The following is a 21,626-nucleotide window of genomic DNA, read 5'->3' as shown; positions in this document are numbered from 1 at the left end:
CAGACGGATGTCTAGACCAATGGAACAGCCATGCCATCCGCTCGCGCCGCGGTTCAGTCGTTATCCGATACGGTCAGCTGAACCCAGTCGCCAGCAAACCGCGTGACGCTGTACTGCACCGGCGCGCCGTCGATGTCGACGTTCAACGCCTCGACCTGCAGTACGGGCCTGGTCTTCGGCTGGTTCAGCAGCCGCGCCACCGGTGCGCTGGGCAGCGCCGCCGTGATGCGCGACCACTTGCGAGTGTAGTCGGCGATGCCGCATTGCGCGAGCGCCCGCGAAATCGAGCGCTGGTCGCGCAGCAGGTCCGCCAGCTGCGGGAAGCGCTCGTAATCGAAATAGTGCTCCGCCACATCGATCGGACGGCCCTCGGCCTTGCCCACCATCTGCACATGCAGCACCGGCGCCGTGCGCGCCAGGCCAAGATGCCGGGCGACCTCGGGCAGACGGCTTACCTGGCTGCCGACCACTTCGGTATGGCCGCGCATGCCTTGCGCGGCGAGGTTTTGCGAGAAGCGGGTACGCCGCGCGATCGCATAGTCGATCGCATGCTCCTGCACGAAGGTGCCGCGCCCCTGCTCGATCCGTACCAGCCCGCTCTGCTCGAGCTCGCTCATGGCACGTCTCACCGTATGGCGATTGACCGCAAACCGCATGGCCAGCTCCGACTCGGGCGGCAGCTGCTCGCCCGGCCCGTACAGCTTCTTGCGGATGTCATCGGCCAGCGCCTCCCCGATCTGGCGCCACACCGCGACGCCCGAGCCCCGTTCGACTTCTCGTTCCGACATCGTTGTTGTTCTCCTGGTCATGGACCGCTGTCATTCGGCGGCCATCGCATCGTGCGATTGTGCCCGAGCCGCATGCCTGCGTGCGCGGTGTCCGATCACGATCCGGGCTCGTCATCAAACGGTCATCCCGCCGTGGTCTAGTAGCGCCGTGTTGTTGCAGCTCACATCTAAACGTATAGACGTATAGGGATGACGATGACAGGCAAGATCGGCGAAAGCGGCCAGATCAGCGATACCGCCGACGCTTCCCGGGCCGCATGGCTGCGGATTCTGGCGCTGGCGGACACCGACGCGCTGGACGGCGCCTACCGGCAGTTGGCACAGCACGGCCCCTTGCCGGCATACCGGCTGCTGCGCAAGCCGGAATCCGGCATGGCGATGGTGCGCGGGCGTACCGGGGGCACTGGCGCGCAGTTCAACCTCGGCGAAATCACCGTGACGCGTTGCGCGGTGGTACTCGAGGCCAGCCCGGCGTCCACCGAAGAGCCAGCGGTCGCCGGCGTGGCCTATGCAATGGGCCGCTGCCCGCGCCATGTCGAACAGGCGGCCGTGCTCGACGCACTGCTGCAGCGGCCAGAATGGCATGCCCGTGTACAGCAGATCGTGGTCGAGCCTCTGGCCAGCGCGCTGGCAGAGCGCGCCGCGACGGAAGCCGCCACTGCCGCGCAGACCCGCGTCGAGTTCTTCACGATGGCCCGCGGAGAGGACTGAGATGCCGACCCTGCATACGATGTCCGGCCAGACCACCGCGTCGCTGCTGCCCGGTTTCGACAATCCTGTCGACGACGCTCAACAGGTCTTTCGCGCGACGTTGCAAGCGATCTCGCATCCGGGCCGCATCGAGACGCTGAACGCCGATTGCGGCGTGCCCGACGGCCTGTCGCCGGCGATGACGGCGCTGCTGCTGACGCTGGCCGATCCGGACACGCCGGTCTGGCTGCCGGCCGACGTCGCCGCATCGATCGGCGGCTTCCTGCGGTTTCACTGCGGGTGCCCGCTGGTTGAAGAGCTGGCGTCCGCGCAATTCGTCTGCGTGCCGGCCGGTCATGACATGCCGGCGCTGCGCCGCTGCGCGCAGGGCGATCCCGCCTTTCCGGACCGCTCGGCCACGCTGATCGTCGAGGTGGCTTCGCTCGACGAAGGTGGCACGCTGACGCTGCGCGGTCCGGGCATCGAGACCACCCGCACGCTGCGCGTCGGCGGCCTGCCGGACGACTTCCGCCGGCAATGGCAAGCCAACCATGCCGGCTTTCCGCTGGGCGTGGACCTGTTGCTGACCGCCGGCGATCGGATTTGCGCGCTGCCGCGCACCACACTGGTGGAGGACTGACATGTACGTCGCAGTCAAGGGCGGAGAACGCGCCATCCTCAATTCGTACCGCATGGTGGACGCGTATCGACGCGGCGATCCTTCGGTGCCGGAACTGACGCTGGCCCAGATCCGCGAACAGATGCCGCTCGCCGTTTCCCGCGTGATGGCCGAGGGTTCGCTGTACGACCCGCATCTCGCCGCGCTGGCATTGAAGCAGGCCGCCGGCGATCAGATCGAGGCGGTATTCCTGCTGCGGGCCTATCGCACCACGCTGGCGCGCTTCGGCTATACGGTACCGCTCGATACCGGGGCCATGCGGCTGCGCCGGCGGATTTCGTCGACCTTCAAGGATGTGCCGGGCGGGCAGGTGCTGGGGCCGACGTACGACTATACGCAGCGGCTGCTCGACTTCTCGCTCGAGGCAGAGGGCGTTGCCCATGCGGTCGCGGCGACGTACAAGGAAACGGGCGGCGAGGCCGAGGCGATGCCGCGCGTGACCGATCTGCTGCAAGCCGAAGCGCTGGTCGAGGCCGAGCCCATTCCGCCTGGCGATCCCGCGCCGACCGACCTGACCCGCGAGCCGTTGACCTTCCCGGCCGCCCGTGCGGCGAGGCTGCAGAATCTGGCCCGGGCCGACGAAGGCTTCCTGCTGTCGATGGGCTATTCGACGCAACGCGGATACGGCAATTCGCACCCGTTCGCCGCGGAGATCCGCTACGGCCTCGCAGAGGTTGAACTGTTCGTCGAAGAGCTGGGCTTTGCCGTGACGATCGGCGAGATCGAGCTGACCGAGTGCCAGATGATCAACGACTTCGCCGGCAATGCCGAGGAAGCGCCCTGCTTCACCCGCGGCTATGGCCTGGTGTTCGGCTACAACGAGCGCAAGGCGATGTCGATGGCGCTGGTCGATCGGGCGATGCGCGCCGAGGAACTCGGCGAGGCCGCCGACAATCCGGCCAACGACATCGAATTCATGCTGTATCACAGCGACAACGTCGAGGCCTCGGGCTTCGTCCAGCATCTGAAGCTGCCGCACTACGTGGACTTCCAGACCAATCTCGAACTGCTGCGCCGGCTGCGCGCGCAGCGCCAGACGGCGGCGCCGGGCTCCGAAGCCCCAGCGGTCGCCGCGTCTGCCCGCGCTCCCCAACACAGCGAAACTGCGCAACAAGGCCAGCCCCACGAGGAGAGCGTCGCATGACCGCCGCCATTGCCCCTGTCGTCGTGGAAAGCCCCACGCCGGACGCCCACTACAACTTCGGCTATCTCGACGAATCGACCAAGCGCATGCTGCGCCGGGCCCTGCTGAAGGCGGTGGCGATTCCCGGCTACCAGGTCCCGTTCGGCAGCCGCGAGATGCCGCTGCCCTATGGCTGGGGCACCGGCGGCATCCAGGTCACCGCGGCCATCATCGGCCGGCGCGACGTACTCAAGGTCATCGACCAGGGTTCGGACGACACCACCAACGCCATCAACATCCGCCGCTTCTTCGGCAGGGTGACCGGCGTACGCACCACGGAACGCACCGCCGAGGCAAGCATCATCCAGACCCGCCATCGCATCCCTGAAACACCGCTGCGCGAAGGCCAGACCATCGTGTTCCAGGTGCCGATCCCCGAGCCGCTGCGCTGGCTCGAGCCCAGCGAAACGGAGACACGCACGATGCATGCGCTGGCGGAATACGGCGCCATGCACGTCAAGCTGTACGAAGACATCGCGCGCCACGGCCATATCGCCACGACCTACGACTACCCGGTCATCGTCAACCAGCGCTACATGATGCGGCCTTCGCCGATCCCGAAGTTCGACAACCCGAAGCTGGACCGCAATCCGGCGCTGATGCTGTTCGGCGCGGGCCGCGAGAAGCGCGTCTACGCGGTGCCGCCGTACACCTCGGTCAAGAGCCTCGACTTCGCCGATCATCCGTTCACGGTCGAGAAGTGGTCCAGCTGTTGCGCCCAGTGCGGCGCCACCGACAGCTATCTGGACGAGATCATCACCGACGATGCCGGTACGCGCATGTTCGTCTGCTCGGACACCGAGTACTGCGCCGATCGGCAGGCCCGACAGGCCGCCGAGCCCACGGATTCGGCCGCCGGAGGTGTGCGATGAGCGCGACGCCCTTGCTGTCGGTGCGCGGGCTGACGCGCACGTGGGACGGCGTCCATGGCTGCCATGACGTCAGCTTCGACTTGTATCCCGGCGAAGTGCTGTGCATCGTCGGCGAATCCGGCTCGGGCAAGAGCACCTTGCTGCAGGCGCTGTCGATGCAGGCGCCGGCCCAGCGCGGCAGCGTCAGCTACGACATGCGGGAGTCCGGGCTGACCGATCTGGCGACCCTGTCGAGCGCGCGCCTGCGTCTGCTCGCCCGCACCGACTGGGGCTTCGTGCATCAGCACGCGCGCGACGGCCTGCGCATGCAGGTCAGCGCCGGCGCCAATATCGCCGAGCGCCTGATGGCAGTCGGACAGCGCCACTACGGCGAGCTGCGCGAGATCGCCGGCGCCTGGCTGGAGAAAATGGAGATCGACCTCGCGCGGCTGGACGACACCCCGCACGCCTTCTCCGGCGGCATGCAGCAGCGGCTGCAGATCGCCCGCAACCTGGTCACGCATCCACGCCTGGTCTTCATGGACGAGCCCACCGCGTCGCTCGACGTCTCGGTTCAGGCGCGCCTGCTCGACCTGCTGCGCCGGCTGGTGTCGGACCTCGACCTGGCCGCCATCCTCGTCACGCACGACCTCGCCGTCGCCCGGCTGCTCGCACACCGCACGCTGGTGATGCAGGGCGGGCGCGTGGTCGAGCAAGGCCTGACCGATCAGATTCTCGACGACCCGCAGCATCCCTATACGCAGCTGCTGGTCTCTTCCATTCTGCAGGGTTGAACCATGAATCAAGCACGGCAGGCCGAGCACGCACGGACGCTGATCGAGGTCCGCGGCCTCGGCAAGATGTTTACCTTGCACAACCAGGGCGGCATCCGGCTGCCGGTGCTGCAGGCGATCGATTTCGACGCGGCGCGCGGCGAATGCCTGGTGCTGTCGGGCAGGTCCGGCACCGGCAAGAGCACGTTGCTGCGATGCCTGTACGGCAACTATCTGGCCACCGAAGGCAGCATCCGGCTTCGCGATACCAGTGCCGAAGGCGAGCCCTGGGTCCTTTTGACCGATGCACCCGAGCAACGCGTGCTGAAGCTGCGCCGCGACGTGATCGGCTATGTCAGCCAGTTCCTGCGCGCGATTCCGCGCGTGGGCGCGCTCGACGTCGTGGCGGAGCCGCTGCAGCAGCGCGGCATCGACCGCAACGAGGCCCGCGCGCGCGCCGCGGCGCTGCTGCAACGGCTGAACCTGCCGCGCCGGCTGTGGGAGCTGCCGCCGGCAACGTTCTCGGGCGGCGAGCAGCAGCGCGTCAATATCGCGCGCGGGCTGATCGGCGGCCACCCGATCCTGCTGCTGGACGAGCCCACCGCCTCGCTCGACGCCGATAACCGTACCGTGGTGGTCGAACTGATCCGCGAGGCGCTGGCCGAGGGCCGCTGCCTGATCGGCATCTTTCACGACGAGGCGGTCCGCGATGCGGTCGCCACGCGCCTGCTGCCGTTGCAGCCGGCGACCGCGGCCGCGTGATGCGCGTCGCGGCCGCCCCTATCCGCACCCTACGTGCACCTTACCCCGCACCAGCCTGAACCGACACGGAGCCGGACATGTCCGCCACTTACCTGACGCACGTCACCCTGGTACTGCCCGACCGCGTGCTGCAAGACAGCGCGCTGCTGATCGAGGATGGACGCATCGCCGCCATCGAGCCCGACCCATCCACGCTGCCCGCGCTGGCCAGCGTCGTGGCGCTGCGCGGACACACGGTGATGCCCGGCCTGATCGACGTCCATTGCGACGCGATCGAGAAAGAGGTCGAACCGCGTGCCAACGTGCTGTTCCCGATGGATTTCGCCGTGGCACAGGTCGATCGGCGCAACGCGGCGGCCGGCATCACCACGCCCTACCATGCGCTGTCCTTCGCCAATAACCAGTTCGGCGTACGCAACAACGACACGGCGGCCGAACTGGTGCGCACCGTGGCGGCGTACCGCGACCACAGCCTGGTCGACAACCGAATCCATTGCCGCTACGAAGTGACCGACGCTGCCGCGGTGCCGGTGCTCGAGATGCTGATGCTCGAGGGCGTGGTCGACCTGCTGTCGGTGATGGACCATTCGCCGGGACAGGGCCAGTTCAAGACGCTCGACGCGTACCTTGCCTACATGGTCGGCAACCATGGCATGAGCCGCGAGGAAGCGGCGGACGCCGCCGCGAAGAAGGCCGAGCAGCGCGACGGTGCGCACGAGCGGGTCCGCCGGCTGCTGTCCCGCGCGCACGAAGTCGGCGTGCCGACCGCCAGCCATGACGACGATTCCCCGCAGCGCATTGCCGCGATGCAGGCCCTCGGCGTGCGCATGAGCGAGTTTCCGATCAACCTCGACACCGCGCAGGCGGCCGCCGCCCACGCGCTACCGACGATCTTCGGCGCGCCGAACGTGCTGCGCGGCCGCAGCCAGAGCGGATCGATGCGCGCGATCGACGCGATCCAGGCGGGGGTCGGCCATATCCTCTGTTCGGACTACCAGCCCTCGACGCTGATCGCCGCCGCGTTTGCCGCGGCGCGCCTGGCCGACTTGCCGCTGAACGAGGCGGCCGCGCTGGTCACCGCCAATCCGGCGGACGCCTGCCTGTTGCACGATCGCGGCCGACTGGCACCGGGATTGCGCGCGGACGTGATCGCGGTCGCGCCTGTGGCCGGGCAACCGATGGTCACGCATACGTGGTCGGCCGGCCGGCTGGTGTTCGCGGCGGGGTACCGGGCCCTGCCCGACCATGCGGCCCGGCCGCGCACGCACGAGAAGCTGTTCGAGACGGCGTGAGTTGCGGCAGTGTGCGGACAGCCGGCGGCCGGCGCGTCAAGGTGCGCGGCTGTCCGTCACCGCGCGAATGAAGTCGACCGTGGCATGCGCGGACGCCAGGCAGGCCGCGCCAACCACCGGCTGCCAGAACGCCTCGGAACCGTGGGCCATGCGCCATTGATGCAGGCGTCGCGTCAGCAACTGCAGATCGTATTCCTCGGTAATGCCGATCGCGCCGTGCAACGCGTGAGCGGTGGCGGCGATGGCGGCCGCTGCCTCGCTGGTACGAGACTTCGCAATCGCGGCGGGGAGGCGGTCCGGCTGGTCGCCATCGCCAGAGAGCCCGATCTGCGCGGCGATATGGCAGGCGGCGACCAGTTCGGCCATCACGCTGAGCTGGTGCTGCACGGCCTGGAATTTCCCGATCGCCCGGCCGAACTGGGTCCGGTCATTGCAATACTGCAGCGTCAGATCGAACACACGACGCGCGGCGCCAGCGATCAGCGCGGCATGCAGCGCCGCGCCCCATGCGCCGACGTCGGCGCCGGGCGCCGCCACGGGCTCGGGCACCGCCTGCGCCGGCCAGCGCAGCGTCGCGGCCTGGTCGCGGTGCACGCCGGTGGCAACGCGGCTGGCGGCGCCCGCATCGAGCAACAGCACCTTGCCGTCGAGGCCCAGCACCACGTGGTCCGCGATCGCCCCGTATGGCGTCACGGGGCACACCACGCCGCCATCGGCTTCGCGCATGCCGGCCTGCGCCAGCGTGATCATTCCGTTCGGGACCCCCAGCCTGGCCCGGCGCAGCAGCGCCCGTGCGGCCACCGACTGCGCCAGCGGCACCGGTAGCGGCTGGCGTCCCATGGCGATCAGCACCGGTGCGAGTTCGGACAGCGTCAAGCCCGCACCGCCGCTCTGCTCGGGCACGAGCAGTTCCAGAAAGCCGGCATCCTCGATGGTGGCCCACAGCCCCCTCGGGTCGGCGCCGCCCTCGATGGCTCGCACCACCGTTGGCGTGCAGGCATCCTGCAGGATCGATTCGATCGCTTCGACGAACATGGTGCTCTCCCCTTGCGCTTGCCGCCGCGTGCCTAGCGCAGTCCCAGGCTGCGGGCGATCATGCCGCGCAGGATTTCACGGGTGCCGCCCCGCAACGAGAAAGTCGGCGAGATCTGGCTCAGATAGCTGACGGTGCGATACAGGTCCGCATCGGCAACGGTGCGCGGATCGCCGGCAATGACGGCCTCGAGCGCGGCGGGAATCTGCTGCTCCAGCGTCGTGCCCAGGTCCTTGACCAACGCCGCCTCGGCTACCGGGCTCTGTCCGGCCGCCAGCCTGGCGGTCACCGCGATCGACATCTGCCGCAGCGTGGCCAGTTGCGCGCAGAATCGGCCCAGCAGCGCCTGCTGTTCCGGCGTGGCGCCATCGCGGCGCAGGCGCGCAACCCACAGATCCAGCAGCACCACGCTCGAGTAGATCCGCTCGGGGCCGCTGCGCTCGAACGCCAGTTCGGCATTGACCTGCTCCCAGCCGCTGCCTTCGTTGCCGATCAGCGCGTCGTCGTCCAGCTGAACATCGTCGAATACGACCTCGGCAAAATGCGCGTCGCCGGTCAGATCCTCGATCGGGCGCACGGTGACGCCCGGCAACGACAGGTCGACGATGAACTGCGACAACCCCTTCTGCTTGTCCTCGGGCACGCCAGAGGTCCGCACCAGCGCGATCATGTACCGGCAGTGCGGAGCATTGGTGGTCCAGATCTTCCGGCCATTCAGCACCCATCCATCGCCAACGCGGCTTGCCCGGCTGCGCACGCTGGCCAGGTCGGAGCCGGAGTTGGGTTCGCTCATGCCGATGCAGAAGAAGCTCTCGCCGCGGCAGATGGCCGGCAGATGGCGGCGCTTCTGCGTCTCGGAACCGTAGCGCAGGATCAACGGCCCGCTCTGGCGATCGGCGATCCAGTGCGCGGCGACCGGTGCGCCGGCGGCCAGCAGTTCTTCGACCAGCACGAAACGTCGAAACGGATCGAGCCCGGCGCCACCGTATTCCGGCGGCAGCGTGATGCCGACCCATCCACGCGCCGCCAGCCGGCGGCTGAAGTCCGCATCGAAGCCCATCCATGAGCGCGCACGGCGATCGGCCGGCGCGTCGGGCAGTTGCGCGGCAAGAAAGCGCTTGACTTCGGCACGGAAGGACTCTGCCTCGGGCGGCAGTTCCGCACGGACGAAGTTATCGAGAAGACTGGACACTGCGATCGGCTCCGATGCGGTCGATGTTCGGTCTGTTCATGGTCGTTTCCGCGGCTCGCACGTGGAACGGCGTCAGTACCGCATCTGGATCAGCCCGGTCGCCACCATCGCCGGCAGGTCGGCGAGCGCATCGATGCTGCGCTGATCCAGCGGAAAATTCCCGCTGACGGCAGCAGGCGCGCCAACCGCCGCACGTAACTGCTCCAGCGAGGCGATGGTGTGCATGGGCGACTCCATTCCATGTTGGGTGCGCCGGCCAGCTACCGGCGTCAAATCACGCCCTTGGCACGCAACGCATCGATCCGGGCCTCGTCGAAGCCGAGCCTGTCGCGCAGCACCGTCTCGGTGTGTTCTCCCAGCGTCGGCGCGGCGCGCTCGTACCGGATCGGCGTGGCCGACAGCCGGATCGGATTGGCAAGTCCCGGCGCCTGCACGCCCGCGCCATGGGGCAACGACAGCTGCATGCCGCGATGGCGCACCTGGTCGTCTTCGAACACCTGCTGCATGTCGTAGATGGGCCCGCACGGCACGTTGGCCGCTTCCATGCGCTCGACCCACTCGGTCATCGTGCGCGCCAGCATCGCTTCGGCGATCTGCGGGATCAGCGCCTGGCGGTTGCGGTTGCGTTGGCCGGCGGAGGTGAAGCGGGGGTCGGTGGCCAGTTCGGGACGGCCGATCACCTCGCACAGCGCGGTGTATTGCGCGTCGTTGCCCACCGCGACGATGACGTCCCCTTCGCGGCAGCGGAACACCTGGTAGGGCACCATGTTCGAGTGCGCATTGCCCATCCGTTGCGGGACCTTGCCGGACAGGAAGTAGTTGATCGCCTGGTAGGAATTGATGGTCACCACGCAGTCCAGCAGCGCCATGTCGATGTATTGCCCTTCGCCGCTGACATTGCGATGCTCGAGCGCTGCCAGGATCGCGGTGCTCGCGTACATGCCCGTCAGCAGGTCGGTGATCGCGATGCCCGACTTGATCGGCCCGCCGCCGGGCTCGCCGTCCGGCAGGCCGGTGATGCTCATCAGCCCGCCCATGCCCTGGAACACGAAGTCGTAGCCCGGCAGCGCGGCATAGGGACCGGACTGGCCGAAGCCGGTGATCGAGCAGTAGACCAGCCGCGGATTGAGCGCGCGCAGATCGTCGTAGCCGAGGCCGTAGCGCGCCAGCGTGCCGACCTTGTAGTTCTCGACGACGACATCCGCCTCTCGCGCCAGCTCGCGGATGATCTGCTGCCCCTCCGGCACCGCCAGATCGACGGTGATGGACTTCTTGCCGCGATTGGCGCTGAGGAAGTATGAGGAATCGGCGGTTTCGCGGCCCTGCGCATCCTTCAGGAACGGCGGGCCCCAGGCACGGGTATCGTCGCCGACGCGCGGACGTTCGACCTTGATGACTTCGGCGCCCATGTCGGCGAGGTTCTGCGTCGCCCACGGGCCGGCCAGGATGCGGGTCAGGTCGAGAACCTTGATATGTGCCAATGCGCCTTTCACCAGTGGTCTCCTGTGGCTGCGATTGGGGCAAGCGTAGTGAGGGCAAACGCAATGCGTCCAATATCGAATCGCCATCGATCGATAGCGATCGTTTATCGCTAGCAACCACCCCCGTCGTCCCCGCGTTCCCGCTGACGACAGGGAGTCCAACTCCCCGGGGGGCAGCGATAAGTTTTGTATATCGCCGCGCGCCGAATTCATATTGGACAGGCTGCCGACGCCGCTCTTAGCCTTGCGCACAAGCCTCGCGATGACGGGGCGCCGACTGGAGAGAGACATGCTGATGACCCGCCCGGGCCGGCTGCTGGCCGCCATCTTCTGCGTCGCCGCGCTTTCCCTGAGCCTTGCCGCGCCGGCGCGAGCCGACTATCCGAACAAGCCGATCCGCCTCGTCGTGTCGTTTCCGCCCGGCAGCGGCACCGATTCCACTGCCCGCTACGTGGCGCGCAAGCTCGAGGAAAAGACCGGTCAGTCGGTGGTGGTCGAGAACCGGCCAGGCGGCAACAGCTTTATCGCGGTGCAGACTGTCACCCGCGCCGAGCCCGACGGTTACACGCTGCTGCTCGCAAGCAATTCCCCGGTGGCGACCAATGTCGCGATGTTCCGCCAGCTACCCTACGATCCGGTCGGCGAACTGGCGCCGATCGCTCGGCTCGGCGTGGGAGCGATGGCGGTGGTCGTCAATCCGGCCTCGCCATTCCATACGGTCGCGGAACTGGTCGCGCACGCCCGTCAGCATCCGGGCAAGCTCAATTACGGCGCCGGCAGCGCCTCATATCAGATCGCGACCGAACTGTTCCTGACACAGGCGCAGATCAAGGCCAACCACGTGCCGTACAAGGGCGCCGCGCCAGCGCTGACCGACGTTGCCGCAGGTCAGGTCGATTTCGCCTTCGCCGACTACGGCGCGGTGCTGCCGCTGCTGCAGGGCGGCAAGCTGCGGCTGCTGGCGGTGACCAGCGAAAAACGGCTGGCGACGCAGCCGAATACGCCTACGCTGCAGGAAAGCGGGTTTCCCGGCTACTTCATGGTCAACTGGACCGCCGCCTTCGCGCCGGCGAAGACGCCGCGCCCGGTGGTCGAGAAGCTGGAAAAGCTGCTGCTGGAAATCAATGCCGCCCCGGAGACCGCCGAGTTCTTCGCCCGCACCAACTGGGATGTCTTTACCGGCAACGCTGCCGAACTGCGGCGCTTCCAGTTGGCGGAGATCCGCAAATGGTCGGATGCGGCGACGCGCGCCGGCATTCCGAAGCAATAGAACTCACCGGCAACGACGACGACGGGCCGCCGTCGCCAACCCACCCAACGAGGACCACCATGAGCCAGTTCCTGGACTACGCGCAACAAGGTCATATCGTGACCCTGAGCTTGAACGAGCCCGCACGCCGCAATCCGCTGACCGGCAACACCGCGGTGGCGGAGCTGGTGGAAGCGGTGGACCGCATCGACGGCGACGACTCGGTACGTGCGGTGATCCTGACCGGCGCCGGCACCGTCTTCTCGACCGGCGGAGACATCCGCGACATGGAGCGGCAGGCCTCGGGCACGGTGCCCGGCATGGAAATCCGGCGCGACTACCGCCGCGGCATCCAGCGGCTGCCGCTGGCGCTGTTCAATCTGGAGGTGCCGGTAATCGCCGCGGTCAACGGGCCGGCGATGGGCGCGGGACTGGACCTCGCCTGCATGTGCGATCTGCGCATTGCGTCCGAGAGCGCGCAGTTCGCCGAGAGCTTCGTGCGGCTGGGCATCATTCCGGGCGACGGTGGCGCCTGGCTGCTGCCGCGCGTCATCGGCCTGTCGCGCGCCGCGGAAATGATCTTCACCGGCCTGCCGATCGATGCCGCGCGGGCGCTGGAATGGAACCTGGTGTCCCAGGTGGTGCCCGCCGATCGGCTGCTGCCGACGGCGATGCGCCTGGCCGAGGCGATCGCCGCCAATCCGCCGCAAGCCGTGCGGCTCGCCAAACGGCTGTTGCGCGAAGGCATGCACACGCGGCTCGACACGCTGCTCGAGATGTCGGCGACCTTCCAGGCAATGTGCCACCAGACCGAGGACCATCGGCGCGCGGTGACGGCCTTCCTCGAGAAACGGAAACCGGCGTCCCAAGGCTGACCGGCGGGCGCGGCGTCGGCCATCGGTAAGATGTGGGCTTCGCCACTGCCGCGCGCCGCCCTGCCCCATGGATTTCCGACGTATCCGGCATTTTGTCGTTCTCGCGGAAACGCTGAACTTTCGCCGCGCCGCCGAACGGCTGCATATCGCACAGCCTGCGCTGACCGTTTCGATCCAGAAACTGGAACAGGAACTGGAGACGCCGTTGTTCGTGCGCGAGACGCGCGGTGTCACGCTGACGCCGAGCGGCCTCGCGGCGCTCGCCGAGGCGCGGCGCATCCTGTTCCATGCCGGCCATTTCCGCGAGGCCGCGCACGCCGCGGCGAGCGGCATGGGTGGAACGCTGCGTATCGGTTTCGTCGGCTCCACGACCTATCACCTGCTGCCGCAACTGGTGTCGCGCTTTCGGGCCGAGTATCCGGCGGTGGAGCTGACACTGAAGGAGGCCACCTCGGCGTCGATCGTCAAACAGCTTGAAGACGGGGCGCTGGATGTCGGCCTGGTGCGCATTCCGCTGCTGCAGGCCGGCAGGATCACGCTCGCTCCGCTTGAGCACGACCGCTTTGTCGCCGCGCTGCCGCGCCATCATCCGCTGGCCGGGCACCGATCGCTGAACCTGTCCGAGCTGGCCGGCGAACGCTTCGTGATGTACGCCCGCGAGGAGGCCTCCGGCCTGCACGCGGCCGCGATGACAGCCTGCCAGCTGGGCGGCTTCCAGCCCCGCATCACGCAGATCGCGACGCAGATCCAGACCGTGATGGCGCTGGTGGAAAGCGGCCTCGGCATTGCGCTGGTGCCATCGATCATGCATCGCTTCGCCAACGAGCGCCTTGCGTGCATCCCGGTCGACGACATGCCGGATGCCGCGTCGATCGGACTGGCGCTGGCCTATTGCGACGACACCGAGACGCCGACGGGACGGCACTTCCGCCAGGTCGCGCAATCGGCCTTTCCCGTCGAGGGATCGGCCGGCACGCCGTCGTTGCGCTGATGTCCGCGCGGCGCGGCACGCCGGAGACTGCGTGCTACATTGCCCTCGTATTGCGGACCGGAACACTTGCCGCTCGGATGTCCGCACACATATCCACACGCCCGCACCGATGAAAACGCTGCTGATCGTCTACCACACGATGACCGGAGGCACGCAGCAGATGGCCGAAGCCGCCGCCAATGCGGCGAGATCGCGGCCAGACGTCGAGGTCCGCCTGCTGCGCGCCACCGAGGCCCAAGCCGGCGACGTGCTGAACGCCGACGGCTATCTGTTCGCCACGCCGGAAAACCTCGCCGCAATGTCCGGGCTGATGAAGGACTTCTTCGACCGCTGCTATTACCCGGTGCTCGACCGCGTCAATGGCCGCCCCTACGCCGCGATGATCTGCGCCGGTAGCGACGGCCAGAACGCGCTGCGCCAGATCGACCGGATCGCCACCGGCTGGCGCCTGCGCTGCGTGGCGCCCGGTCTGATCGTCTGCACGCATGCGCAGACGCCGGAGCGCATCCTGGCACCGAAGCAGATCGGTGCCGAGGACCTCGCGCGCTGCGCGGAACTTGGGGAAGGATTGGCAAGCGGGCTGGCGCTGGGGGTGTTCTAGGACTTACGCTTCTTTCCAGCTTTCGGTGAGGCGGTCCTCCAAAAACAAGGCGTCCCCTTTAGGGACAACAAGCAACTTCAGCCCCAGACCATCGAGTACCTTCATCAGGCCGTCGAGCCCGACCGATCTGCCGTTCTCCAGACGAGAAAGCAAGTCCTTGGAGACATTGAGCAAATCGGCCGCATCGTCGATCCGCAATTGACAACGTCCTCGTTGGCTGCGAATCAAAGCCCCTAACGACTGCAGATCGTGAGCGACCGGGCTCAGGGAGATATCCGGCAACGGTAGTTTTCTGACCATGTTTTGACCTCGTCATCCACCTTGGTCGGCCCATTAGTTCCCAATATTCCGGAACTATCGGCCTATTGGCCGCCACGGAGGCAATAATTCCTCAATCTCCGGAACAATAACGACTTGGATGGCGCGCCGCGCGCCGGCTGGCGAGTGCAATCACGTCGTGTCGAACGCTTGCTCCATGACTTGCCGCACCGTCGCCGCCACCCAATGCGGATTGCCACGCCGCCAGACCAGATGTAGCTCGACATCCAGCCGGACCTGATCGTCGATCGGCCGGAAGCGCACCCCGGCGTAGCCGAGGCGCCAGGCCGACTGCGGCACCAGCGCGACGCCCATGCCTGCATCGACCAGCGACAGGATCGAGTGGGTATGGCTCAGCGTCTGCACGGTGTCGGGCGCCACGCCTTCGGCGCGCAGGCGCCCGGCGACGATCTCGTACAGATAGCGCGATTCGGAGCGGCAGAACTCGATGAAGGGCTGGCCTTCGAGCGCGGACAGCGGCAGGCGTTCGGCCTGCAGCAGCGGATGCCCGGCCGGCGCGGCCAGCACGAAAGGCTCGCGCAGCAGCGGCGCCGATTCGACGAAGCTGCGCGGCGCGAACGGGCGCACCAGGCCCAGTTCGATGCGGTCGGCGGCGATCGCCTCGAGTTGCGCGTCGGTCTGCATCTCGCGCAGCGACACATGGACCTCGGGCAGGCTGCTACGGATCGCGCCCAGCAGTTGCGGCAGCAGCGCAAAGCTCGCCGCCGGAATGAATCCCATCGACACGCTGCCGGCATCGGCACGCATGGCCCGGCGCGCGGCCAGCTTGGCCGCCTGGCTGCGGCGCAGGATGTCCTCGGCCTCGCGCAGGAAGATGGCGCCGGCCGGCGTCAGGCGCACCGCGCCGCCGGAGCGGTCCAGCAGCTGCACGCCCACCTCATGTTCGAGCAGCTGGATATGCCGCGTCAGCGGCGGCTGCGTCATGTTCAGCAAGGCAGCCGCCCGGCCGAAATGCAATTCGGTCGCGACGGCCACGAAGCTGCGCAGATGGGATAGCTGGAACACGATTCAAATCTTGTATTGGGCAATCGCCAGTTTGGATTGGACGGCAGCACCGGGGGCTTTCTACAGTAGCGCCTCTCATGTCCATTCCATCAGGAGTTCAAGTGGCGACTTTCGAAGGTTCCGCGCTGCGCGAGGCGCTCAATGGCATTTCCGGGATCCTGGTCACGCCGTTCGACGCGAATGATACCGTCTCGCCCGGTCCGCTTTCGGCCGTGGTCGACCGGGCCGTGAACGCCGGCGTGCACGTGCTGGTCGCCAATGGCAATACCAGCGAGTTCTACGGCCTGCGCGAGCAGGAGGCCGTGCGCATGGTCCATGTCGCCGCCGAATACGTGGCGGGCCGGGTGCCGCTGCTGGCCGGCGTCGGCCGCAGCATCCACGAAGCCTGCGCCCTTGCGCGCGCCTCCCGCGAAGCCGGCGCCGATGCGCTGATGGTCCATCAGCCGCCCGATCCCTTTGTCGCGCCGCGCGGCGTGGTCGCCTATGTCCAGAAGATCGCCGAGGCCGGCCAGGGCCTGCCGCTGGTGCTCTATCTGCGTAACGACAACATCGGCCTGGCCGCGATCGAAGCGCTGTGCCGGATTCCCGAGGTCGTCGGCGTCAAGTGGGCCTCCCCTACGCCGATGGTGTTGGCCGAAGCGATCCGCCGCACCGCCGACCGCGGGCTGGCCTGGGTCGGCGGGCTGGCCGAAGTCTGGGCGCCGCCCTTCTATGCGGTCGGCGCGCGCGGCTTCACCTCGGGCCTGATCAACGTGATGCCCGAACGCTCGGTGGCGATCCACCGGGCGCTGGAAGCCGGCGACCATGCGCTGGCGATGCGCCTGATCGGCGAAATGCTGCCCTTCGAGGACCTGCGCGCCCAGGAAAACAACGGCACCAACGTCACGGTCGTCAAGGCGGCGCTGCAGCTGATGGGCAACGACTGCGGCGCCGCACGGCCACCCTCGGCATGGCCGCTGACCGATGCCCAGCAGCGCCGCCTGCACGAGCTGATGTCCGGGTGGGGGCTCGCACGCTGATTTCATCGCGGGCGGCCGCCCGCTGCGCACTGACGGGACGCCTCGTCCCACTACAAGAACGTTCATTGGAGACCAACGATGTCATTTCGTCGCACCCTGCTTGCCTTCTGCGCCTTCGCCTCGCTGACCGGCGGCGCGCTCGCGGAAACCTATCCCGCTCGCCCCATTACCATCGTGATCGGCTCGAGTCCCGGCAGCGCCACCGACGGCCTGGCCCGCGCGCTCGGCAATGAAGTCACCCGGCTGACCGGACAAGCGGTGGTGATCGAAAATCGCGCCGGCGCGATGGGCGGTATTGCGGCCCAGACCGTGGCGCGTGCCAAGCCGGACGGCTACACGCTGTTCATCACGACCAATACCACGCAGGCGGCCAACCCGCATCTGCTGAAGAAGCTGCCTTACGACCCGATCAAGGACTTCACGCCGGTGTCGATGCTGACCAAGGGCTACCAGCTGCTGGTCGTCAATCAGAATGTCAAGGCCAACAGCGTCGCCGAACTGATCGCGCTGGCGAAGAAGGAGCCGGGCAAGCTGACCTACGGTTCGGGCAGCTCGTCGGCACGCGTCGCCGCCGAGCTGTTCCAGCAGATGAGCGGCACCGAGATGACCCACGTCCCGTACAAGGCCAATCCGCCGGCGGTGGTGGACCTCGTGGCCGGCCAGACCGACCTGATGATTGTCGACCTGCCTGCCAGCCTGCCGCAGGTGCGTTCGGGCAAGCTGCGCGTGCTCGGCTTCAGCGGTCCGAAGCGCTCGGCCCTGGTGCCCAATGTGCCGACCATCGCGGACACGCTGCCGGGCTATGAGGCCGGCTATTGGAACGCGCTGTACGCACCCGCCAATACGCCGCAGCCGGTCGTGCAGCGCCTGAGCGAGCTGGTCCATCGCGCGCTGGCCACGCCCAGCGTGCGGCAGGTGGTCGAGCAGAGCGGCCAGGAAATCTCGCTGTCGAGCCCCGAGGAGCTCGGCCGCTTCCAGCTGGCCGAACTCGATCGCTGGGGCCGCATCATCCGCACCGCCGGCATCGAGAAGGAATGATCGCCGCGGTTCCCGCGCAGGCGGGAACCCGGCGTCTTCGCAAGCCGCTTGCCCCCCTGCAAGGGGCCGACATCAACGCCGCAGCGCCGACCCGTTGAACAAGGAAGCCACCGTGAAATCGCACTACATCGCCGGCGAATGGGTCGCCGGCCCCGACAGCACCGCCAACGTCAATCCGTCCGACCTGTCGGACATCATCGACCACTATGCGCAAGGCGACGCCGCCCTCGTCGACCGGGCGGTGGCCGCCGCGCGGCAGGCCTTCGGCAAGTGGTCGCTGTCGACGCCGCAGCAGCGCTTCGATGTACTCGATTTCGTCGGCAACGAGCTGCTGCAGCGCCGCGCCGAGCTGGGCGATCTGCTGGCGCGCGAGGAAGGCAAGACGCTGCCCGAGGCGATCGGCGAGGTGGTGCGTGCCGCCCAGATCTTCAAGTTCTTCGCCGGTGAGGCGCTGCGTACCGCGGGCGAGCTGCTGCCCTCGGTGCGCCCCGGCATCGGCGTCGAAATCACGCGCGAGCCGATCGGCGTAGTCGCGTTGATCGCACCGTGGAACTTTCCGATCGCGATTCCCGCGTGGAAGATCGCCCCGGCGCTGGCCTACGGCAATTGCGTGGTGTTCAAGCCGGCGGAACTGGTGCCGGGTTCGAGCTGGGCACTGGCGGAAATCCTGAGCCGTTCGGGCCTGCCGGCCGGCGCCTTCAATCTGGTGCTCGGCCGCGGACGCGATGTCGGCCAGCGGATGGTCGAACATCCGCAGGTCGATGCGATCAGCTTCACCGGCTCGGTGGCCACGGGACGCAACATCGCCGCGCAGGCCTGCCAGCGCCTGGCGAAATTCCAGCTGGAGATGGGCGGCAAGAATCCGCTGGTGGTCACCGACGATGCCGACCTCGAACTCGCGGTCGAGGTCGCGCTGCAAGGCTCGTTCTATTCGACCGGCCAGCGCTGCACCGCGTCGAGCCGCATCATCGTCACGCATGGCATCCACGACCGCTTCGTTGCCCGGCTCGCCGAGCGGACCGCGGCGCTGGTAGTCGGCGATGCCCGCGATGCGCGCACGCAGATCGGCCCGGTGGTCGATGCGCGGCAGCTCGAACAGGACGAGCGCTATATCGCCATCGGCAAGGCCGAAGGCGCTCGACTGGCATGCGGCGGAGAACGGCTGTCGCTCGACAAGGACGGCTTCTACCTGAGCCCGGCACTGTTCGTCGATTGCAGCAACGACATGCGGATCGCGCGGGAGGAGATCTTCGGGCCGGTGGCCGCCGTGATCGCGGCACGCGACTACGAGGAAGCGCTGGCGCTCGCCAACGATACCGAGTTCGGCCTGTCCGCCGGCATCTGCACCACGTCGCTGAAGCTGGCCACGCATTTCAAGCGCCACGCGCAGGCCGGCATGGTGATGGTCAATGCGCCAACCGCCGGCGTGGATTTCCACGTGCCGTTCGGTGGACGCAAAGGATCGAGCTACGGTCCGCGCGAACAGGGACGGTATGCGCAGGAGTTCTATACGACGGTGAAGACGGCCTATACCGCGGCTTGATCGCAGCTTGATCGCGGCTTGACGCACCGATTGCCCCGCTTAGAATGCTGCCATTCCACCATCAAGCGGGGCATGGCGAATGGAATCTGTCATCGGGGTCGTGGCGCGCTTCGCGATGTATGCGCTGTTCCAGTTCTTCCTCTACTGGCCGGGCTGGCTCGTACTGAAGATCGTGACGCTGGGCCGGTATCCGGTCTCCCCGATGCGGCGCGAGGCATGGTACGAGTTCGAACTGGTGGCAGCCGTCGGTATGCTGGCCCTCGTCGGCATCGGGATGGCTATCGCGGCGCTGGCTTAGCAGACGAGCCACAGCGCCTCCGTGACCCTTCTATAGCCCCTTCGGCAGCAACGCCCCCACCGCCTCTCGCATCAACCGCGCGATCAATTGCTGGCGATCGCGCGGCATCCGCGCCAGCGTGCTGGCGACGCTGATGCCGGCCACCGGTTCGCCGTCGCGGTTGTGCACGGCCATGCCGACCGCGAGGGCGCCGCGCGTGGCGTGATTGCCGATCACTGACCACCCGCGTTCGCGCGTGGCCCGAATCAGGATGCGCATCCGCTCGGGCGTCATGCCGCCGTACTGAGCCAGCGTGTCGGCATTGCCTTCGATGATTTCCCCCACCGCTTCATCCGGCAGCGCGGACAGCAGCGCCAGCCCGGCCGCGCCAACGCCGAGCGGCTGACGCGTACCGACCTGGATCACCAGCACCTGCACCGGATGCGTGCCGACATGGCGCGCGATGCAGCGCGACAGCGAACCATCGCGCACGATTGCGAAGGCCGCATCTCCGCACGCTCCGCTGACCCGCGCCAGCACCGGCCGCAGCTTCTCCGCCAGTTCGGTCGAACCGTCGCGCTGCGGCATCGCCGCGAGCCTCGGCCCGCTGACATAGCGAAAGCGGCCGCGCTGAGCGACGTAGCCGCATTCGATCAGCGTCGCCAGCAGCCGATAGACGGTCGGGCGCTCGAGCCCCGCCGCCCTGCATAGATCGACGACGCGCAAGCCGTCCCTGCCGCCCGCGAGAATCGCGTCGAGCAGCGTCAGGCCGCGCCGCAGCGCACGCGCCCCCTCTTCCGGAGCGGTCGTTGAAACGTCCGCCTGCCGGACGTTCTGATTCGCAAGGCGAGAGGTCATCGGGAAGAATTTCCGTGCCGGGATACCAGTCCGCAGTATGCCCCAACACCACAAGAGGGCTCGCCCCGGCAAGGCTATCGACCCAGGAGACACCCATCATGAACGTACGGAACGCGCCGCGTCGGCGCCTGTTCGGCTGTGCCCTTGCCCTTTCGCTTGCCGTGCTGGCTGGCGGAATTCCCCCTTCTGTCCATGCCCAGCAGCCTTGGCCCAGCAAGCCGCTGCGGCTCGTCGTCGGCTATGCCGCGGGCGGCGCGACCGACGTGCTGGCGCGCCTGGTCGCCATGAAGCTCGGCGACGAGCTTGGCAAGCCAGTGGTCGTCGAGAACCGTGCCGGCGCCAACAGCAATGTCGGCGCCGAGGTGGTCACCAAGGCCGAGCCCGATGGCTACACGCTGTACGTCTATACGATCGCCAACACGATCAATGCCTCGCTCTACGACAAGCTCGGCTACGACCCGGCCAAGGACTTCGAGCCGGTCGGCATGATCGCGAAGATTCCGAACGTGCTGGTCGTCAATCCGAGCCTGCCGGTCAAGAACGTGGCCGACTACCTGCGCTTTGCGAAGGAATCTTCGTCGGGCATCACGTTCGCCTCCTCGGGCAGCGGCTCGTCGATCCATCTGTCCGGCGAGATCTTCCGGATGCGCAGCGGCATCAATATGCTGCACGTCCCCTATCGCGGCAGCGCGCCGGCGGTCACCGACCTGCTCGGCGGGCAGGTGCAATCGATGTTCGACAACACGCCGTCCGCGATGCCGCACGTCAAGGCCGGCCGCTTGCGCGCCATCGCGGTGACCAGCCCGCAGCGTCTTCCGTTGCTGCCCGATGTGCCGACCGTGGCCGAGTCGGGCTACCCCGGTTTCGACGTGCAGTCGTGGTTCGCGATCGCGGCGCCCGCCGGTACGCCGAAACCCGTGGTGGACCGGCTCAACGCCGCGCTGAACAAGGCGCTGGCCGCGCCCGACGTGCGCCAGCGCATGCAGGATCTCGCCGCCAATCCGCAACCGGGCACGCCGGAGCAGATGCGCAGCTTCATGCTGTCCGAGATCAAGCGCTGGCACGATGTCGTCAAGCAGTCCGGCGCCCGTGTGAACTGAGGAGTCC

24 protein-coding genes are annotated in these 21,626 nt (G+C 67.7%); 16 read left to right on the top strand and 8 right to left on the bottom strand.

Annotated elements, in window-relative coordinates:
• Window positions 1-53: 53 nt before the first annotated feature.
• Window positions 54-788, bottom strand: a complete 735-nt coding sequence (gene phnF / locus F7Q96_RS02170) for a phosphonate metabolism transcriptional regulator PhnF (RefSeq protein ID WP_053823985.1) — start codon at window positions 786-788, stop codon at window positions 54-56.
• Window positions 789-977: 189 nt separating this feature from the next.
• Between phnF and phnG the strand changes: the two genes are divergently transcribed.
• The 7 genes from phnG to F7Q96_RS02135 all read left to right on the top strand — a co-directional run bounded on the left by phnG (window position 978) and on the right by F7Q96_RS02135 (window position 7,018).
• On the top strand, window positions 978-1,499 hold the full coding sequence (phnG, locus tag F7Q96_RS02165) for a phosphonate C-P lyase system protein PhnG (RefSeq protein ID WP_151021970.1): 522 nt from the start codon (window positions 978-980) through the stop codon (window positions 1,497-1,499).
• A 1-nt stretch (window position 1,500) separates the two neighbouring features.
• Window positions 1,501-2,118 carry a phosphonate C-P lyase system protein PhnH gene (gene phnH, locus F7Q96_RS02160; RefSeq protein WP_053823986.1) on the top strand — a complete coding sequence of 206 codons (618 nt, stop codon included), beginning with the start codon at window positions 1,501-1,503 and terminating at the stop codon, window positions 2,116-2,118.
• Between the two features lies 1 nt (window position 2,119).
• Window positions 2,120-3,301 carry a carbon-phosphorus lyase complex subunit PhnI gene (locus F7Q96_RS02155; RefSeq protein WP_053823987.1) on the top strand — a complete coding sequence of 394 codons (1,182 nt, stop codon included), beginning with the start codon at window positions 2,120-2,122 and terminating at the stop codon, window positions 3,299-3,301.
• The gene (locus F7Q96_RS02150) at window positions 3,298-4,212 is read left to right on the top strand and encodes an alpha-D-ribose 1-methylphosphonate 5-phosphate C-P-lyase PhnJ (protein WP_053823988.1); all 915 of its coding nucleotides are present in this window, start codon (window positions 3,298-3,300) and stop codon (window positions 4,210-4,212) included. Before F7Q96_RS02155 ends, F7Q96_RS02150 begins: the two co-directional genes overlap by 4 nt.
• Window positions 4,209-4,985, top strand: a complete 777-nt coding sequence (phnK, locus tag F7Q96_RS02145) for a phosphonate C-P lyase system protein PhnK (protein WP_151021968.1) — start codon at window positions 4,209-4,211, stop codon at window positions 4,983-4,985. The genes F7Q96_RS02150 and phnK overlap by 4 nt, the downstream gene beginning before the upstream one ends.
• Window positions 4,986-4,988: 3 nt before the next feature.
• On the top strand, window positions 4,989-5,726 hold the full coding sequence (gene phnL, locus F7Q96_RS02140) for a phosphonate C-P lyase system protein PhnL (protein WP_053823989.1): 738 nt from the start codon (window positions 4,989-4,991) through the stop codon (window positions 5,724-5,726).
• Window positions 5,727-5,803: 77 nt separating this feature from the next.
• On the top strand, window positions 5,804-7,018 hold the full coding sequence (locus F7Q96_RS02135; protein WP_053823990.1) for an alpha-D-ribose 1-methylphosphonate 5-triphosphate diphosphatase: 1,215 nt from the start codon (window positions 5,804-5,806) through the stop codon (window positions 7,016-7,018).
• Between the two features lie 36 nt (window positions 7,019-7,054).
• Here the strand turns inward: F7Q96_RS02135 and F7Q96_RS02130 are convergent, their stop codons facing one another.
• The 4 genes from F7Q96_RS02130 to F7Q96_RS02115 form a co-directional block, all read right to left on the bottom strand.
• Window positions 7,055-8,053, bottom strand: coding sequence for an acyl-CoA dehydrogenase (locus F7Q96_RS02130; RefSeq protein WP_053823991.1), 999 nt, complete (start codon window positions 8,051-8,053; stop codon window positions 7,055-7,057).
• A gap of 32 nt (window positions 8,054-8,085) precedes the next feature.
• Window positions 8,086-9,243 (bottom strand): acyl-CoA dehydrogenase family protein, encoded by a 1,158-nt coding sequence (locus F7Q96_RS02125; protein WP_053823992.1) that lies wholly within the window; start codon window positions 9,241-9,243, stop codon window positions 8,086-8,088.
• 72 nt (window positions 9,244-9,315) lie between these two features.
• Window positions 9,316-9,468 carry a hotdog family protein gene (locus F7Q96_RS02120; RefSeq protein ID WP_193392495.1) on the bottom strand — a complete coding sequence of 51 codons (153 nt, stop codon included), beginning with the start codon at window positions 9,466-9,468 and terminating at the stop codon, window positions 9,316-9,318.
• 44 nt (window positions 9,469-9,512) lie between these two features.
• A complete protein-coding gene (locus tag F7Q96_RS02115; RefSeq protein WP_053823993.1) occupies window positions 9,513-10,736 on the bottom strand; it encodes a CaiB/BaiF CoA transferase family protein in 1,224 nt (407 codons plus the stop codon).
• Between the two features lie 283 nt (window positions 10,737-11,019).
• Here F7Q96_RS02115 and F7Q96_RS02110 point away from each other — a divergent pair, with 283 nt between their 5' ends.
• The 4 genes from F7Q96_RS02110 to F7Q96_RS02095 all read left to right on the top strand — a co-directional run bounded on the left by F7Q96_RS02110 (window position 11,020) and on the right by F7Q96_RS02095 (window position 14,440).
• Window positions 11,020-11,994: a Bug family tripartite tricarboxylate transporter substrate binding protein gene (locus F7Q96_RS02110; protein WP_390885714.1), complete on the top strand. Its 975-nt coding sequence runs from the start codon at window positions 11,020-11,022 to the stop codon at window positions 11,992-11,994.
• A gap of 59 nt (window positions 11,995-12,053) precedes the next feature.
• Window positions 12,054-12,848, top strand: a complete 795-nt coding sequence (locus F7Q96_RS02105; protein WP_053823995.1) for a crotonase/enoyl-CoA hydratase family protein — start codon at window positions 12,054-12,056, stop codon at window positions 12,846-12,848.
• A 67-nt stretch (window positions 12,849-12,915) separates the two neighbouring features.
• On the top strand, window positions 12,916-13,839 hold the full coding sequence (locus F7Q96_RS02100) for a LysR family transcriptional regulator (protein WP_053823996.1): 924 nt from the start codon (window positions 12,916-12,918) through the stop codon (window positions 13,837-13,839).
• Between the two features lie 109 nt (window positions 13,840-13,948).
• Window positions 13,949-14,440 (top strand): flavodoxin family protein, encoded by a 492-nt coding sequence (locus F7Q96_RS02095; RefSeq protein WP_053823997.1) that lies wholly within the window; start codon window positions 13,949-13,951, stop codon window positions 14,438-14,440.
• 3 nt (window positions 14,441-14,443) lie between these two features.
• Here the strand turns inward: F7Q96_RS02095 and F7Q96_RS02090 are convergent, their stop codons facing one another.
• Window positions 14,444-14,740: a helix-turn-helix domain-containing protein gene (locus tag F7Q96_RS02090; RefSeq protein WP_023264823.1), complete on the bottom strand. Its 297-nt coding sequence runs from the start codon at window positions 14,738-14,740 to the stop codon at window positions 14,444-14,446.
• Between the two features lie 150 nt (window positions 14,741-14,890).
• The gene (locus F7Q96_RS02085; protein WP_151021966.1) at window positions 14,891-15,784 is read right to left on the bottom strand and encodes a LysR family transcriptional regulator; all 894 of its coding nucleotides are present in this window, start codon (window positions 15,782-15,784) and stop codon (window positions 14,891-14,893) included.
• A 101-nt stretch (window positions 15,785-15,885) separates the two neighbouring features.
• Between F7Q96_RS02085 and F7Q96_RS02080 the strand changes: the two genes are divergently transcribed.
• From F7Q96_RS02080 to F7Q96_RS02065, 4 genes are all read left to right on the top strand, one after another.
• On the top strand, window positions 15,886-16,803 hold the full coding sequence (locus F7Q96_RS02080) for a dihydrodipicolinate synthase family protein (RefSeq protein ID WP_082371752.1): 918 nt from the start codon (window positions 15,886-15,888) through the stop codon (window positions 16,801-16,803).
• A gap of 78 nt (window positions 16,804-16,881) precedes the next feature.
• Window positions 16,882-17,841 carry a Bug family tripartite tricarboxylate transporter substrate binding protein gene (locus F7Q96_RS02075; RefSeq protein WP_053824000.1) on the top strand — a complete coding sequence of 320 codons (960 nt, stop codon included), beginning with the start codon at window positions 16,882-16,884 and terminating at the stop codon, window positions 17,839-17,841.
• A gap of 112 nt (window positions 17,842-17,953) precedes the next feature.
• Window positions 17,954-19,384: an aldehyde dehydrogenase family protein gene (locus F7Q96_RS02070; protein ID WP_053824635.1), complete on the top strand. Its 1,431-nt coding sequence runs from the start codon at window positions 17,954-17,956 to the stop codon at window positions 19,382-19,384.
• A 79-nt stretch (window positions 19,385-19,463) separates the two neighbouring features.
• A complete protein-coding gene (locus tag F7Q96_RS02065) occupies window positions 19,464-19,682 on the top strand; it encodes a hypothetical protein (RefSeq protein WP_053824001.1) in 219 nt (72 codons plus the stop codon).
• Window positions 19,683-19,712: 30 nt separating this feature from the next.
• Here F7Q96_RS02065 and F7Q96_RS02060 read toward each other — a convergent pair whose 3' ends face one another.
• Complete coding sequence (locus F7Q96_RS02060; RefSeq protein ID WP_053824002.1) at window positions 19,713-20,519, bottom strand: IclR family transcriptional regulator; 807 nt, start codon at window positions 20,517-20,519, stop codon at window positions 19,713-19,715.
• 98 nt (window positions 20,520-20,617) lie between these two features.
• On the opposite strand from F7Q96_RS02060, the gene F7Q96_RS02055 reads away from it, so the two are divergent.
• Entirely contained in the window at window positions 20,618-21,619 is a 1,002-nt protein-coding gene (locus tag F7Q96_RS02055; protein WP_053824003.1) for a Bug family tripartite tricarboxylate transporter substrate binding protein, read from the top strand.
• Window positions 21,620-21,626: the final 7 nt, after the last annotated feature.

Source organism: Cupriavidus gilardii (assembly GCF_008801915.1).
Classification (GTDB): domain Bacteria; phylum Pseudomonadota; class Gammaproteobacteria; order Burkholderiales; family Burkholderiaceae; genus Cupriavidus; species Cupriavidus gilardii.
Note: the sequence above shows the minus strand (reverse complement) of the source record. Positions and strands in the feature narration are given on the sequence as shown.